Raw genomic sequence first — 12,570 nt, forward strand, 5'->3', positions numbered from 1 at the left:
CTCCACTCTTTTTCGGTGATAAACTAACCCTTGGTTTTTTCAATCATATGATTAATTACATGGCTGTGTTCATGCTGAGGGCTGAACATGATTATTTCTGCATCAGCATAGACCTTTACATTGTGTCCAGCCGGCCAGTAAAACATATCATTAGCCCTTACCGTTTCCTGCAAGCCATCCGCATCAGTGGTCGTTAGTTCACCTTTCAGAACATAACCCCAGTGAGGGCTCTGACACAAGTTTCCTTCCAGTCCTATAAAAAGCGGGGTGGTATCTACTCCTTTTGAAAGGCTGAAATACTCACCGCTTATCTTACCTAACGCGGATGCATCACCAAATTCTGTTTTCTGGCGTATAACAGCTCCTGGAATTTCCATTTTTACTTCAATGTCTTCTTTTGCGATTTTCATTTTTTGTTTCTCTTTTTAATTATTTAGACATTATCATTCCTTTCAACGACCACAGAATAGCAAGCACATCTTTTTCAGATGTTTCGTCAATATTATGTTTTTCCAACACTCCCATAATATCGTCAATTACATGCATATACTCTGCAGCGCTAATATTCATTCCCTGATGCGTGACCGGCATATCTTTGCCTTTGTATTCAACCGGACCACCGCTTCCGGCACTAAAAAATTCAATGGTATGCTGCCTGATTTTTGCAAATCGTTCCGGTTGATCCTCGTAAGGTTTAAAACGTGCACTAATTGCCGGATTGTTCATGTGCGCTTCAATTACATCGTCAACAATGGCGGTGATGCCACTTGTTCCACCCAATCTTTCGAAAAGTGTTTTTTCGGTGGATGTGGTTTGTGCACCAGCCATAAAGGTTATGGTAAAAAGTGCGATTAAGAATGTGAGTTGCTTTTGCATAATTTTTATTATTAAATGTTAGATTGCAAAACTACGGCAGCTAAATAGCATTCAATAGCACATTTGGTTCTTATGCAAGTAATTTTGGATTAAGGCGAAAAAAAAAGATAAGGAAGCAAAAATTTTATTGAGGCACTAATTCGGAGGGCATAATTCCGTATTTATTGCGGAAGCATTTAGCAAAATAGGAAGGGCTGTTAAAACCTGCTTTGAAAGCTACTTCTGATATGTTGCCCTTTTGCTTTTGTAACATTTGCAATGCTTTCCGCAGCTTGAAATGAAGTAAAAAAACTTGTGGTGATTTCCCGGTCAGCCGAATCAGTTCTCGGTAGAGTTTTGATTTGCTAACACCTATATTTTTTTCGAAATCTTCAACTTTTATTTCGGCATTTTGCCATTCTTTTTCAGTGAATTCCATTAAACTATTTACGAATATTTCTTCCACCGGTGATAGTATGTGTATTTGGTTTCCGCTTAGCATTTCCCCAAAATTCTCGCTTTCAAACAACTGCTTTACTGCAGATGTTATAATTATTTCAGAACTGGAAATAAAGCACATCCGTTGCACCATTTTAATCGTATCTTCAAAAATTGATTTTTTATCGGTTACTGGAATGCCGGCATCCACTCCGATAGATAACTCTGTAAAATTAATCTGGTATTGTGTTCTGAAAATCCTATAAGTTTCATGGATTTTTAAAGCACATAAAATGGCTTCTGTAACTTTCCGAAATGAAATTAAAAGACCATCCTCTTTTTGCTGAACAATATTTCCATTAAACGATTTCAGAATTGGATTTATCTGTTTGTAAATTTGCTGCACATTTGAAAAAACAGAAAAAGGGTCAGAATTTTTAAAGGAGTGATTCTCTATTGTAAGCATCATTATTGTTCTAAATGCGGGCTCGTTAATGATATTCAGGGTTGTATCCTGTGCTTTTTCCGGGTCTTCTATCCTACCTAAAAACGATTCTACAATAGTTTTATCAACTTCAATAATCTGGTGAGGTACATCGCCATGAGCATGCTCATGCATCCGAATAATTGCATTTTTATTGGGTGCTTCCACCAAACAAAAGGCAGTTTTGCGGGTATCGTCAAACCAATAGGTTAAACCCCTGCAACCATATTTGTGTTGAATTTTTAAATCAGCTTGATGGAGGTGGGCAACACTTTCGGCAGTAACAGCTTCAGAAACATCGTGACGATCCATGAATATTGGCATATCATTATTCTTTAATAAATAAATTGATCTTTAATCTATCTCGTGCTCTATAATAAACAACTTCTTTAATAAGTTGCTTGATTTGCCCATAACGTTCCCGCTATGAAACGTGTCCCGAAGGGCATGTTTTTATAGCGATTGTTGGCATTAGTTTTCATTTGTCAATAGCATACAGTTTGTTCATTTGCGAGTTTATTACACTATCAGGAGTCATTTTCATCAGTAGTTTCATAATTGGTTGTCCAATTGTACTATGCGCCATTTTTCCAAATTGCCAGGAGGTATTGACAACGTAATCTACTTTTTCTCTCCTTTTTAGCTGGAACTCTTCAAATGCTCCTTGTACGTTTTGTGGTGATTTAGACAAATATTTACTGATGTAAAAAGCATCCTCAATACCCTGACAAGCTCCTTGTCCCATGTTAGGAGTAGTAGCATGAGCGGCATCACCTATAAGACACATTTTAGACTGGTACCAATCAGGAAGTCTCTTTAAGTCATGAAGTATTGCCTGATGAATATTCGTTGATTCAGTATTGGCGATAAGTTCATTTATAATGGGAGAGAAGCTCTCAAAAAGTTTTGTGATAAATTTTTTTCGATCCAGTCCATCTACTTTTTTCAGATGCTCAACATTTGCGACTGCAAACCAATAGACTTCCTCTTTCGCGATTTGAGAAAAACCAAACCGGATTTGTTTGCCCCATGCTTCTTGTCCCAGGCTTTTTAAAGAATCTGGTAGGTTCATTTTAGATATACCTCTCCAGCAAACTTGCCCTGAATTACGTAATGGTGAATTAGGGAAAAGTGCTTTTCTAACTGATGAGTCAATTCCGTCAGCTCCCAATAATATATCGACTGAGTCTTCGCCATCTTCAAATTGCAGATTTATTGAATCTGAACTAAAGCTGTGGTGGATGTATTTTTTATTGAGATGAACCTCATTTGATTTCAGCACTTCGTTGTAAAGAATTTTTTGCAACCTGGCACGATGTATAGCAATTGTCCTGTTTCCATCCTCATCCTGTACTACCTCACTTTTGATTTTTTTAATAGGAATTAGCTGATTATTGGTGATTTCCATTTTATTCAGCTCGATTCCCTGTTTCTGTATCTCCCCTTTTAAACCAAGCCAATCCAAAACCTTAATTGCATTCGGTTGAAGCCAAATGCCAGCCCCAATTTCATTGAGTTCAACAGCTTGCTCGTAAACAACTGATGTGATTCCTGATTTACGAAGTGCCAACGCAGCTGTAAGCCCTGTAATTCCTCCACCGATAATTCCTATTTTCATACGTTCTACAATTAATGCCAACGGTCTCGGGTATGAAACGTAGGGCGATTCGGAGCAATTAACTGTCCGCCTGAAACCAAGCTTGCTAAGTGTCGAAAACTTGCGGAAACCACTGTCCGCCCTATGTTTTATACCCATTGTTGGCGGGTCGTGTTTTTATTCATTTTTCTTAATCCAATCAGCTATGTCATTACATGCAGCTTGAACTACTAGCCATGAAATATTACATGTATCCACGTCCGGAAAAGTTCTGTACGCAAGCTGCTGGTATGGATGTATAATATTTCTAAAGTCCCTAAGTGCATGACTAAATTTCTTTACATCAAGTTGAATCCAACCAACTTCATGAGCTACTTCAATCATGTCATTTAAAGTCCAATCTGCGAAATGTTTGTAAGCAAACGGCCAACCCCCTATTAAAATTTTCTGGGATTCCCTTGATGATTTTTCCATCTGTGGGGCAGCAGGTCGGAGAACTTGCCGTCATAGGTGGGGTTGTTGAGTTTTCGCAGCACGTCGAGCAGCCAGTCATGGGGATTTACCTCGTGCTTTTTGCAAGTCGCGAACAGGGAGTAGATCATTGCGGCATTCTGAGCAGTGGCGTGGGTACCAGCGAACAGGTAGTTTTTCCGTCCCAGGGCAATCGGTCTGATGGCGTTTTCAATAAGGTTGTTGTCAATCTGAAGTTGTCCGTGGAGGGTGTATAGCTTCATGCTGTCCATGAGCGGAAGTGCATAGGCGATTGCCCTTCCTATCGGTGAGGAAGGGAGTACCTTGGGATACTCGGCGAGCATCCAGTCGTGGATTTCCCGCAGTATGGGTTGGGATTCCTCCACCCGTTTTTTGACGATGAGGTTTTCGGGAAGGGGCGGTTCGGCTTCCCTGATCTGTTTTTCTACTGCATACAGTTTGGCAATCGTCCCCACCGCCCAAGAAGCCCTATCTCTGTCATAAACTGCTGCCTCGTCGAACTTGCGGCGGATATGAGCCATACAATAATAGTGCTTTATGCCTTTGTTGCGGGCAAAAAGACTATGGTAAACCTCATAGGCATCTGTCTGGACCACGCCCTTGTAATTGGCCAATATCTCCTCTGGGCCGGATTTGTTCCTGGCGGTCCGGTAGTCAAAGAATACCAACCCGTCCACGGGGGCATGATAGGCCCACACGAAACCCCTATGGGAGGAACCCTTCACGCCTCCGTTTTCGAGTACCTGCATCCGGGTTTCGTCTGCCTGTAGATAGAGATTGGCCAGGGTTTCGCGCTTGAGTGCGTTGTAGATTGGGGTGATTGCTTTACAGGCTGCATTGGTGTTGTCGATGAGCGTGGAGGCGGGGATTTCGAGCCCTATTCGCCTGAACATCTGCTGCTGCCTGTACAGGGGAAGGTGATCCACGAATTTGGAGGTAAGCAGGTGGGCCAGAACCGATTCATCGAAGAGTCCCCTGTTTACGGTCCTGGAAGGGATTGGGGCGATCAGCACTCCCTTTTTGCCGGTTTGCGAAGGGTCAATGAGGGCCCATTTCCTGCGAACGGTCCTGCGCACTTTAAAACTGGCGGGTACCATCACCAACACCTCGCTGGTTTCTTCTCCGATGATTTTGTATCCTTCCAGGTTTTGGTTGGGGTCTATGATATCGATTTCCCGCTCCAGGCTTTCGGGAAACACCATGCGGGGACCTCGGGCTGCGGCTTTCCTACGCTTGCGTGCCTGTATGTCCTGCTCCAGGTTCGCCTTTTCCACCTCGGCGGCAGTAAGCTCCTCGGAGGCTTGAACATCGGCTTCCCCGGCACCCAAGGGGAAGAGGCCCAGCTGCCCGTTGCCCGAACCGCTCACCCGGTTGTCGGATTTTGAGGAGGAGAAGTGCCTGCGCCGCAGTTCGGCTGCGTCCAGTAGGGCTAACTTAAGTTTGAGTTCCGTTTCCAGTAGCATGCGCCTGCTTTCGGCCAACTGTTTTTGGCTTTCCAGGTAGAGCGCTTTATAGTCCGGTACGGCTGTATTCATAGTATAAAAATAAATATAAAAAGTGACTTTAAATCATTTAAAGGCCACTTTTTTACAATATTTTTCACTTTTTTTTAAGTGAAAATATTCCTTTCGTACCGCTTTCTGAGTTGTACGGAAGCAAGCTTCACGCCCTGCAAAACCAGGGTCAGCTCCCTGGCGGAAACCAGTGTTTTGCTGTTTTTAGGACGCTCGAACGTACCCGACTCCAGACGCTTGATGTACATGGCGTAGCCGTCTCCGTCCCACTGGAGCAAACGCATTTGGTTGCCGCGTTTGCCTATAAAAATAAACACGTCACCCGAAAGGGGATCAAGTCCCAGATTGTTTTGGACAAGGCCGGCAAGGGAGTAAATTCCGCAGCGCATGTCGGCAGGCTTGTGGTATAGAAAATAGCGTACCGAAGAGGAAAGGGAAAGCATGCTTACGATATCAGCGCTCTGAGCCAGGCGGTATCCGGAAGGCGCTGAAAGGAAAGCCTGGTCCCGTTGGGAAAGTTCAATACCGCAACAGGCTCAGGTTCGGGATCGCTAACACGCAACTCGGTAAAACCTGTGTCCACATTCTTTTCCTGCCCAAACTTCTTGGACCAGTACCGGAAAGTGGCGTACTTGACTGAGGATTGCTTGCAGAACAGACCGACGGAAATACCACTGGCCTTCCACTCTTCATAAAGGGAATGATAATAATCCCTGGGGGAAATAGTTTGTAAATCTTTCATGCAGGCAAAGGTCTCGAACCCCTGCCAGAAAAAATAGATGGGGGTGGGCGTTCGCTTACGTATGACTGCGGGTCGACAGGTATTTTTCCACCTTTGATGCTCGCAACATCTACCTCCATATTCGCATCGAGAAATTCATAGTATGGAATAGTCATCTCCGAAGCAAATACGCCACTAGGTCGTCCGTCAGTCTCACCGGGTTTATTCAAAATTCCGTGACTGGTGGTGACGATAAGCGCTTTCTTCCCTTTCAAATCAAATTGCTCTCCATCAGGGTCGTCTGGATGAAAACCTAAGGAATGAAGAATTGGGTTCAAGAAAATGAAGAACAGTACCACTAAAGCGGCGGCGGTTGAAAGACTGTAAACTAGATTTTTACTTAGTTTCATGACTACACGGGTTTTGGTGTGACCTATAACTATTCAGAAGATTTTATATCTATTGACCACTCAGGTTCTCGCCAATGAAAGGTATTTGCGTGTAAATATCTGCCTGAATGATGGAGTTGAAGTAGCCTTCTAATTGCCAAAATTGCGCGGCTTTATTTATTCCAACCTCTTTTTTCATTTTAGTAAAATAGGTTTTCTGAAGTTTGGCAAATGATTTTTTAATTGATTGGGTTCGATTGAATAACTCCTGTATCATTTCGTCAGAAATATTGGGATAACTGTCCGCATACTCTGAAATAATTTGGATTCGCTCTTTACCAAGTTTCTTGCGCTTTCCTTCGTATTCATCATAAATAGTCCAGAAGTTCAGCGCTGATTCTTCCAAATTCATAAAGTTTGCCACTGCGATCTTCTTTTCAAGACCGAACGCCTCCTGAATGATTTCTACCTCGGTCTGTGCAGTTTGCGCTACTACACTCGTGCTGATCATTGTGAAAAAGGTAAGCGTAAACACTATCGACTTTTTCGAGCTTTTTTGATTGGATTGATTTTTCATGGTAGTTTTTTTTTCAAAAGTACTACCTGGAAATCCATGAGAACTCTACATATGTTGAAAAAACGGTATCCAGTATTATCTTTGCATTAATACTGGTTCGTCTTTTAACACTGGCTTAAAAGCTCACTATTTGGAAGGAAAAATTGTATAATGAATTTCATTTGTTTTTTGATACGTTAAGTATCTGCAGGCATTCAAGTTTTTTGGTTTCTAATTCTGCTCAGCTGCGTTGGTGTGACGCCAATCATGGACGCTATGAATTTAAGGGGAAATTTTTTAAGCAAGGATGGGTTGGTAGCCACCAAGTATTCGTACCGTTGTTTGGCCGAACCATTTAAAAACAAAAGGTGATGTTTAACCAACTGCATGGCTCGATCCCCCATGTATTCGCGTAAAAGTATGTTGAAGGTTACATTGTAATTAAGCAATTCCCAGACATTATTCATGGGGGCAACAAGCAGATTGGAATATTCCAGAATTTCGATGATGATTGGAGAATTTTCGTTGGTTCTCACGCTGATGATATCGGATAAAAAATTGTTTGATAGGAGAATTTCATCGGTTATTTCTTCGCCTTTTTCATTAATGAAGTAAGATCGAGTACTACCTGTAATTAGGAAGCCTAATTCTTGGATGACAGTATTTTGTTTTTTGAAAAGGGTCCCCTTATCGCAATACTGCTCGTTGAAAATGGATAAAATAGCCCTTACCTCATCGTCCTTTGCAGTTTTTACTCTTTTATAGATAAACGCTTCGAATTGATCTTTCATAGCAATCTGTAATTGCAGCTTGCGGCTCGGGCTGTAACCGATGCGGGAGTTCGGGGTCGCCATTCTTGTCCCCTGAAAAGAACAATTCGAGCGAAAACAACCGCCTATTTATCACCGAATCCTCGACATTGGTCCCATCCCTTATTCCACTAAATCTACGATAGTTTCCAGAACTTCTCAATACTGGGTAAGAATTATATTCAATCAAATATCACTTACAATCATGAAAACGTGCCCTCAGGTAGGACGGCAAACCCTATCGAGATATCCTGTACCAATGTAGGAGGATTCCTGGAACTTTACGATAAATTCCGTTCAAGAATCGCCGTAGTCGGCGCAGGGAAAAGAGACTCAATTATTCGCACCACCTCCAAGCTGGCCTTGCGTTTCAATAAGTTGCCTACCCCTGTCGACCCTGAACAAATCAATATACGACTAAATCTCTTTCCCACGTTGTCCCCCGATTTACTGCCTCAACCGTTTTAAAAAGCCTTCGATACAGGATTTTCCTACCCACCAAAAAAGCAGCCATTCGAAAAAGATACTGATGAGTAACCAAAGAATGTATTTGTTACACCCAACGACATATCTCCAAACTTCCGCCAAACAAATCTCTCCCCTAGTATTTGGTAACCTTGTTTCGAAAGCCTCCAGAATAGACCAATTCCAAAACATACAATCATAAATAAGTGCTTCCCGTGCGTAACTATTAGCCAAATCGGTCCGTTTTCGTAACCGATAACCTTTTCGGTCTGCTCCGAGCTTTCCAACGCATTTTCGCATTTTTTCGTGGGCTCTTGCGTGCCACTTCCCAGAGATCAAACCGACAAACAACGAACAAACCGGCATTTGTTGTGACCGAATCGCAGGTATATATGCTTTTCAAATCGATCACCTCAAAATTCCTGGCATCAAAATAATCGTCCCATCCATCGTCCGTGTTTATAATGATACCTCCCACCAAGTTACCCCTTCGCATGAAACTCATCCTTGCAGGTTTTCAGGTATTGGCGAATTTTCTTGTCGATGATACGGTAGGTAGCTTCTGTAATGGCTTTTGGGGGATTCTCGCTCGCAAGTATCTCCGCTCGATAGGGAAGCGAACTTTCTTCCAACTTCATTTGCTGGTAATCGTCCTCGTCCAACTGGGAGCTGTACTGTACCCATCCCTCCGGAAACGATCCAAGGCAAGCATCAAGGCCCCGCAGGAATTGCCTTTTGCTTCCATTCTCGGGCGGTACATCTCACCCAATTTCCCATTCAGGGTAATTCCGATATGGGGCCCATAAAAGATAAACGCACTTCCTTCATCCCGTATGTGGTGGGCAAAGGCCGTCATACCTGTTTTTCCGCCAAAGGAACTGCGAAACTACCTGACATACTATACCAGGAAGGTCCATCCTACTACAATGCAAAAACCGGAAGAAAGATAACAATGTACATAGGGAAAGCAGTATAACTAAAAGTGTCATCAACAAATTAACTAACGTAACAACTGACTCTTTTGGTCCAAGGAATGGGGAGTGTTATGGTTTGCTGCAGCACCTGTTTTTTCTCTATGTCTTTTTACAAGCCGTCTTTCTGTTCTCGGCCATAATTCCGAGAAATACCCGCATTCGTATGGTTTTTTACCTCAATACCTGCTTTCAGTAATCCGTCAGTTTAAGTTTCGTTCTTTTAAAACCTCTTCCAAATCCTTAGTTTTGTCAGGACCTTTACCCATCCGGTAAATAACCACAAGGAGTATTAGCATTGGAATAAGAAACACAAAATTTTTCTCTGAAGATAGGCTCCAGGAGACAACACCGAAAATGAGTATGCCCCCAAGAAAGCCAATATATGCTGCAGAAATGATCTTGGATTTATTTAGTTTCTTCTTCTCGACTATTAGTTCTTCGTCAGTCAAGTTGTAAAGGTCTTTTTTTTCCATAATACACTGCTTTATGAGTTTTTGCTTAACCTTGAGGCCAACTACCCAGTTACCACGATCGGCGCGGTTATTTCCCTCAGGGCCAACTAAGCTTGTCCCATTAAATATAGGAATATCGGCCAAAAATTCAATCGGGGTTTTCTTATTAATTGGACGAAAAGTTGCCTGGAAGCCGATCAAACCGGGAGGATTTGTACCGCTCCTTTGTACCTTGGGATTGGACCGATTAAAAAGTCTTGCCAGAGGCTTCCAAGAGAACCAATTCCCCCGAAGGCGCCTGGCGTTTCAGCGTGGCAGCAGTGTGCAGGTACTCGCCTGCTTTCTTAAACCGATACCAACGTAAATTTCTCAGGCAGCCATTGCGAAAACGAGCAAACGTAATGAAAAACAGATCATCAAAATTCGCGAACAGCGAGCGGACATTAGGGACGTTGAAGCAATAGATCGCGTGCAGGGAGATCATTGCAGTTGCCATAAACTTCTTGGTTTCAAATTATTTTTTCCGTTTGCACCCCACAAAAATGTCCGACACTATCCATAATCCAGTGAAGTTCGGGCATATTTTCAACATTCATCCCGTAAAAACCCGCGATAAGCGTCAACGGCAGGAGGAAGGTAGAAAAAAGGGTATGTCTATCCACCAAGGCAAGATTTATACCAGCCGAGGGCAAGGGGAAACCAACGGTTAGCCTAGTACATATTTTGCCAATACCCGTTGCACATCGTACACGTTCACACGGCTATTGAATTTCTTGGCAATACTTGGCTTTTCTTCACTCGATATATAAATCTTTAACTCAGCATCCAGATCAAACGTCCCGGCAGTTTCGATGCTAAACCTGGAGATACTCTTGTAGGCAACGGACATGTATTCCGTTTTTCTTCCGGTAAGACCTTGTTTGTCAACAAGCATGAGTCGTTTGCTCGTAAAAATAAAGGTATCCCTTACCAGTTTAAAACCAATTTCAATTTCCTCATTTTCTGTTAAAAGTTGCGCATACTCCTGCTCCAATTTTGCTTTGTCAACGACACCTGCATTGCCAATAAGTGATGAAAATAGTCCCATAAAACGTTTTTTTTCTTGTGCTGCTACCGGAACGGCTTTTTGCTTACGCCCCATTTTTACCTAGCTCTTCAAGATAGGTAAAGATCTCGTTAATTCCAGGTAATCACCCATTAGGTACACGTATTTAACGCATTTCCTTTTTCCGGCTGATGCTGCACGTTCGGCGTTTGAACCGGTGTCTAACGGCCTGGCTGGCATCCGGATCCTCCGACTAGAAGCGAAATCGTATCGACGATATATTCCCGAAGCGGCAGCCTTTCATTTGGTTACTTTCCCGCCTCGAAAACAGAAACAGCCGGTATGTCTGTGGTCGTGCTTAGGGACCGGATTATTTTTTAGTTGACAAAAAATACAAGCGTATTCCCAAATGGATGCGTGGGGGGATCTCTTGCGCCTCCCAAGGTTGGTTGCTGACTCCCGGATGCAAAAGCAGCCGGTAATTTTTTACCCTCAGCTCCTTGTGACACGCTTTTACCTGATCACAGGTGGTACGAATCCTGGTCCCAGGTATCCCGTCTCCATGGTGTTCAGACAAATGAACGATGCATTCACCCTTCGAAATGTGGGCATACATCGGCAGGGTACCAGCAAACGACGTTCTCAATCAATATCGAAACCGAGGTCATCAACACAAAACTTCTTTGCTTTTGCCCCGTCGAAAATTCGTAAAATGGTCGTGGGTTGCTGAAATTTCATCTTCCGTTTTTACAGGTGTTTTGTTCGTTGGTCACAGGGTCTCGGGTAGAAAAGGCAGGGCATGTCAGCGCTACGAACTTGCCTGCCGTGAGAAATCTTGCATAGAGCCCTACACCTGCAGAATCTGCTCTGTGCCGAATGCTGTATATTTTTTGATGTTTGGTTATTTTTTTCGTTCATAGGTCACCATCACAGCTCCTGTTTCAAATAGTTCGGATTTGATGGGGCTTAACAGGGTCTCTTTGGGATTATTTGGAAATAGCCGGATACCCTTGCCGAGGATGGTTGGTAGTAGACATAGGATCATTTCGTCAATCAATCCAAGGTTGATGAAATGTGTGATCGTTATTCCCCCACCAACGATCCAGATATCCTTTTTGGAAGCAGCCTTCACCTGTTCAATCATGGAGGGATTTATTTGGTTAATCACCTGGGTTTTCGCTGTTTTGGCTCTGAAGTCTTTGTCGGTGGTCAAAATATAGCTGTGACAAGTTGCATAGGGCCAGTCAACCCCAAAGCTCAAAATTTTTTCGTAAGTCGATTTTCCCATGATTACGGTATCGATGGTTTTTAAAAAATCAGCATATCCGTGATCAATTTGGTTGGGATTTGGTAACGCATCTAACCAGTCCAGTGAACCGTCTTCTCTTGCGATAAATCCATCAAGCGACGTTGCGATATATAGTTTTATTTTAGTCATTGTTCTTGTAAAAAGAATATCAGATACGCGCAGCCTTGGGGTGTAGGAAACGCAGGGTATTTTTTTGCTCATTCCTGCCAAACCATCGATTGGTTTGCGATAGGCACCTGCCGCCAAGGTAATCATTACCTGCCCCATCAGGTATACCCCATTGCATTATTTTTTCATTAGGTATTCGGCGACTGCCTGATAAGCGGGCAATGAAGTTGGGTCAATGGCTGAATTTTTAGCTTCCGGATGAGACGCAACTGTAAACGTATTTTTTCGTTAATCTGGTGTATTGGTTCTACCTCAGGTTCGGCCAGGATTTCCCCAACCTTCGGGGCCGGGGTAGAATGGTA

Annotated in this window: 18 protein-coding genes and 1 pseudogene; all 19 read right to left on the bottom strand. The window is 43.0% G+C overall.

The genetic code is table 11. The features are described 5' to 3' along the window. Positions 1-23: 23 nt before the first annotated feature. The 19 genes and pseudogenes from ABWH99_RS18075 to ABWH99_RS18165 all read right to left on the bottom strand — a co-directional run bounded on the left by ABWH99_RS18075 (position 24) and on the right by ABWH99_RS18165 (position 12,346). Positions 24-410 carry a cupin domain-containing protein gene (locus ABWH99_RS18075; RefSeq protein ID WP_375583223.1) on the bottom strand — a complete coding sequence of 129 codons (387 nt, stop codon included), beginning with the start codon at positions 408-410 and terminating at the stop codon, positions 24-26. 19 nt (positions 411-429) lie between these two features. After that, complete coding sequence (locus tag ABWH99_RS18080) at positions 430-876, bottom strand: group 1 truncated hemoglobin (protein ID WP_375582775.1); 447 nt, start codon at positions 874-876, stop codon at positions 430-432. 124 nt (positions 877-1,000) lie between these two features. Further along, positions 1,001-2,089 carry a nickel-binding protein gene (locus ABWH99_RS18085; RefSeq protein WP_375582774.1) on the bottom strand — a complete coding sequence of 363 codons (1,089 nt, stop codon included), beginning with the start codon at positions 2,087-2,089 and terminating at the stop codon, positions 1,001-1,003. Between the two features lie 166 nt (positions 2,090-2,255). Continuing rightward, entirely contained in the window at positions 2,256-3,395 is a 1,140-nt protein-coding gene (locus ABWH99_RS18090; protein ID WP_375583224.1) for an FAD-dependent monooxygenase, read from the bottom strand. Between the two features lie 416 nt (positions 3,396-3,811). Continuing rightward, a complete protein-coding gene (locus tag ABWH99_RS18095) occupies positions 3,812-5,401 on the bottom strand; it encodes an IS66 family transposase (protein WP_375582808.1) in 1,590 nt (529 codons plus the stop codon). Positions 5,402-5,475: 74 nt separating this feature from the next. Further along, complete coding sequence (gene tnpB / locus ABWH99_RS18100; RefSeq protein WP_375582539.1) at positions 5,476-5,823, bottom strand: IS66 family insertion sequence element accessory protein TnpB; 348 nt, start codon at positions 5,821-5,823, stop codon at positions 5,476-5,478. Between the two features lie 2 nt (positions 5,824-5,825). Beyond that, positions 5,826-6,122: a hypothetical protein gene (locus ABWH99_RS18105; protein ID WP_375582538.1), complete on the bottom strand. Its 297-nt coding sequence runs from the start codon at positions 6,120-6,122 to the stop codon at positions 5,826-5,828. Beyond that, positions 6,119-6,511 carry a hypothetical protein gene (locus ABWH99_RS18110; RefSeq protein WP_375583225.1) on the bottom strand — a complete coding sequence of 131 codons (393 nt, stop codon included), beginning with the start codon at positions 6,509-6,511 and terminating at the stop codon, positions 6,119-6,121. Before ABWH99_RS18110 ends, ABWH99_RS18105 begins: the two co-directional genes overlap by 4 nt. 49 nt (positions 6,512-6,560) lie before the next feature. After that, positions 6,561-7,067, bottom strand: coding sequence for a hypothetical protein (locus ABWH99_RS18115; RefSeq protein ID WP_375583226.1), 507 nt, complete (start codon positions 7,065-7,067; stop codon positions 6,561-6,563). A gap of 194 nt (positions 7,068-7,261) precedes the next feature. After that, positions 7,262-7,900, bottom strand: a complete 639-nt coding sequence (locus ABWH99_RS18120; protein WP_375583227.1) for a Crp/Fnr family transcriptional regulator — start codon at positions 7,898-7,900, stop codon at positions 7,262-7,264. Between the two features lie 902 nt (positions 7,901-8,802). After that, positions 8,803-8,958, bottom strand: coding sequence for a hypothetical protein (locus ABWH99_RS18125; RefSeq protein WP_375583228.1), 156 nt, complete (start codon positions 8,956-8,958; stop codon positions 8,803-8,805). Then, positions 8,955-9,182: pseudogene (locus tag ABWH99_RS18130) on the bottom strand (hypothetical protein); the annotation flags it as partial. The pseudogene ABWH99_RS18130 and the gene ABWH99_RS18125, both read right to left, overlap by 4 nt. A gap of 312 nt (positions 9,183-9,494) precedes the next feature. Next, positions 9,495-9,947 carry a hypothetical protein gene (locus ABWH99_RS18135; RefSeq protein ID WP_375583229.1) on the bottom strand — a complete coding sequence of 151 codons (453 nt, stop codon included), beginning with the start codon at positions 9,945-9,947 and terminating at the stop codon, positions 9,495-9,497. 46 nt (positions 9,948-9,993) lie between these two features. Continuing rightward, the gene (locus tag ABWH99_RS18140) at positions 9,994-10,242 is read right to left on the bottom strand and encodes a hypothetical protein (protein ID WP_375583230.1); all 249 of its coding nucleotides are present in this window, start codon (positions 10,240-10,242) and stop codon (positions 9,994-9,996) included. Between the two features lie 13 nt (positions 10,243-10,255). After that, positions 10,256-10,408, bottom strand: coding sequence for a CorA family divalent cation transporter (locus tag ABWH99_RS18145; RefSeq protein WP_375583231.1), 153 nt, complete (start codon positions 10,406-10,408; stop codon positions 10,256-10,258). A 44-nt stretch (positions 10,409-10,452) separates the two neighbouring features. Next, positions 10,453-10,833 carry a PH domain-containing protein gene (locus ABWH99_RS18150; protein WP_375583232.1) on the bottom strand — a complete coding sequence of 127 codons (381 nt, stop codon included), beginning with the start codon at positions 10,831-10,833 and terminating at the stop codon, positions 10,453-10,455. Positions 10,834-11,161: 328 nt separating this feature from the next. Beyond that, positions 11,162-11,437, bottom strand: coding sequence for a glyoxalase superfamily protein (locus tag ABWH99_RS18155; RefSeq protein WP_375583233.1), 276 nt, complete (start codon positions 11,435-11,437; stop codon positions 11,162-11,164). After that, the gene (locus tag ABWH99_RS18160) at positions 11,434-11,529 is read right to left on the bottom strand and encodes a glyoxalase superfamily protein (protein WP_375583234.1); all 96 of its coding nucleotides are present in this window, start codon (positions 11,527-11,529) and stop codon (positions 11,434-11,436) included. Before ABWH99_RS18160 ends, ABWH99_RS18155 begins: the two co-directional genes overlap by 4 nt. Positions 11,530-11,692: 163 nt before the next feature. Further along, positions 11,693-12,346: a dihydrofolate reductase family protein gene (locus ABWH99_RS18165; protein WP_375583235.1), complete on the bottom strand. Its 654-nt coding sequence runs from the start codon at positions 12,344-12,346 to the stop codon at positions 11,693-11,695. Between the last annotated feature and the right edge of the window lie 224 nt (positions 12,347-12,570).

Origin of the sequence: Cyclobacterium xiamenense, assembly GCF_042140265.1 — a bacterium.
In the GTDB taxonomy this organism is placed as follows: Bacteria; Bacteroidota; Bacteroidia; order Cytophagales; family Cyclobacteriaceae; genus Cyclobacterium; species Cyclobacterium xiamenense_A.

Coding starts and splice junctions, on each gene's coding strand:
- ABWH99_RS18075 (WP_375583223.1), bottom strand. CDS start 410: ATGAAAATCGCAAAAGAAGACATTGAAGTAAAAATGGAAATTCCAGGA.
- ABWH99_RS18105 (WP_375582538.1), bottom strand. CDS start 6,122: ATGAAAGATTTACAAACTATTTCCCCCAGGGATTATTATCATTCCCTT.
- ABWH99_RS18140 (WP_375583230.1), bottom strand. CDS start 10,242: ATGGCAACTGCAATGATCTCCCTGCACGCGATCTATTGCTTCAACGTC.
- ABWH99_RS18095 (WP_375582808.1), bottom strand. CDS start 5,401: ATGAATACAGCCGTACCGGACTATAAAGCGCTCTACCTGGAAAGCCAA.
- ABWH99_RS18110 (WP_375583225.1), bottom strand. CDS start 6,511: ATGAAACTAAGTAAAAATCTAGTTTACAGTCTTTCAACCGCCGCCGCT.
- ABWH99_RS18090 (WP_375583224.1), bottom strand. CDS start 3,395: ATGAAAATAGGAATTATCGGTGGAGGAATTACAGGGCTTACAGCTGCG.
- ABWH99_RS18120 (WP_375583227.1), bottom strand. CDS start 7,900: ATGGCGACCCCGAACTCCCGCATCGGTTACAGCCCGAGCCGCAAGCTG.
- ABWH99_RS18080 (WP_375582775.1), bottom strand. CDS start 876: ATGCAAAAGCAACTCACATTCTTAATCGCACTTTTTACCATAACCTTT.
- tnpB (WP_375582539.1), bottom strand. CDS start 5,823: ATGCTTTCCCTTTCCTCTTCGGTACGCTATTTTCTATACCACAAGCCT.
- ABWH99_RS18085 (WP_375582774.1), bottom strand. CDS start 2,089: ATGGATCGTCACGATGTTTCTGAAGCTGTTACTGCCGAAAGTGTTGCC.
- ABWH99_RS18150 (WP_375583232.1), bottom strand. CDS start 10,833: ATGGGACTATTTTCATCACTTATTGGCAATGCAGGTGTCGTTGACAAA.
- ABWH99_RS18125 (WP_375583228.1), bottom strand. CDS start 8,958: ATGAAGTTGGAAGAAAGTTCGCTTCCCTATCGAGCGGAGATACTTGCG.
- ABWH99_RS18160 (WP_375583234.1), bottom strand. CDS start 11,529: ATGAAATTTCAGCAACCCACGACCATTTTACGAATTTTCGACGGGGCA.
- ABWH99_RS18115 (WP_375583226.1), bottom strand. CDS start 7,067: ATGAAAAATCAATCCAATCAAAAAAGCTCGAAAAAGTCGATAGTGTTT.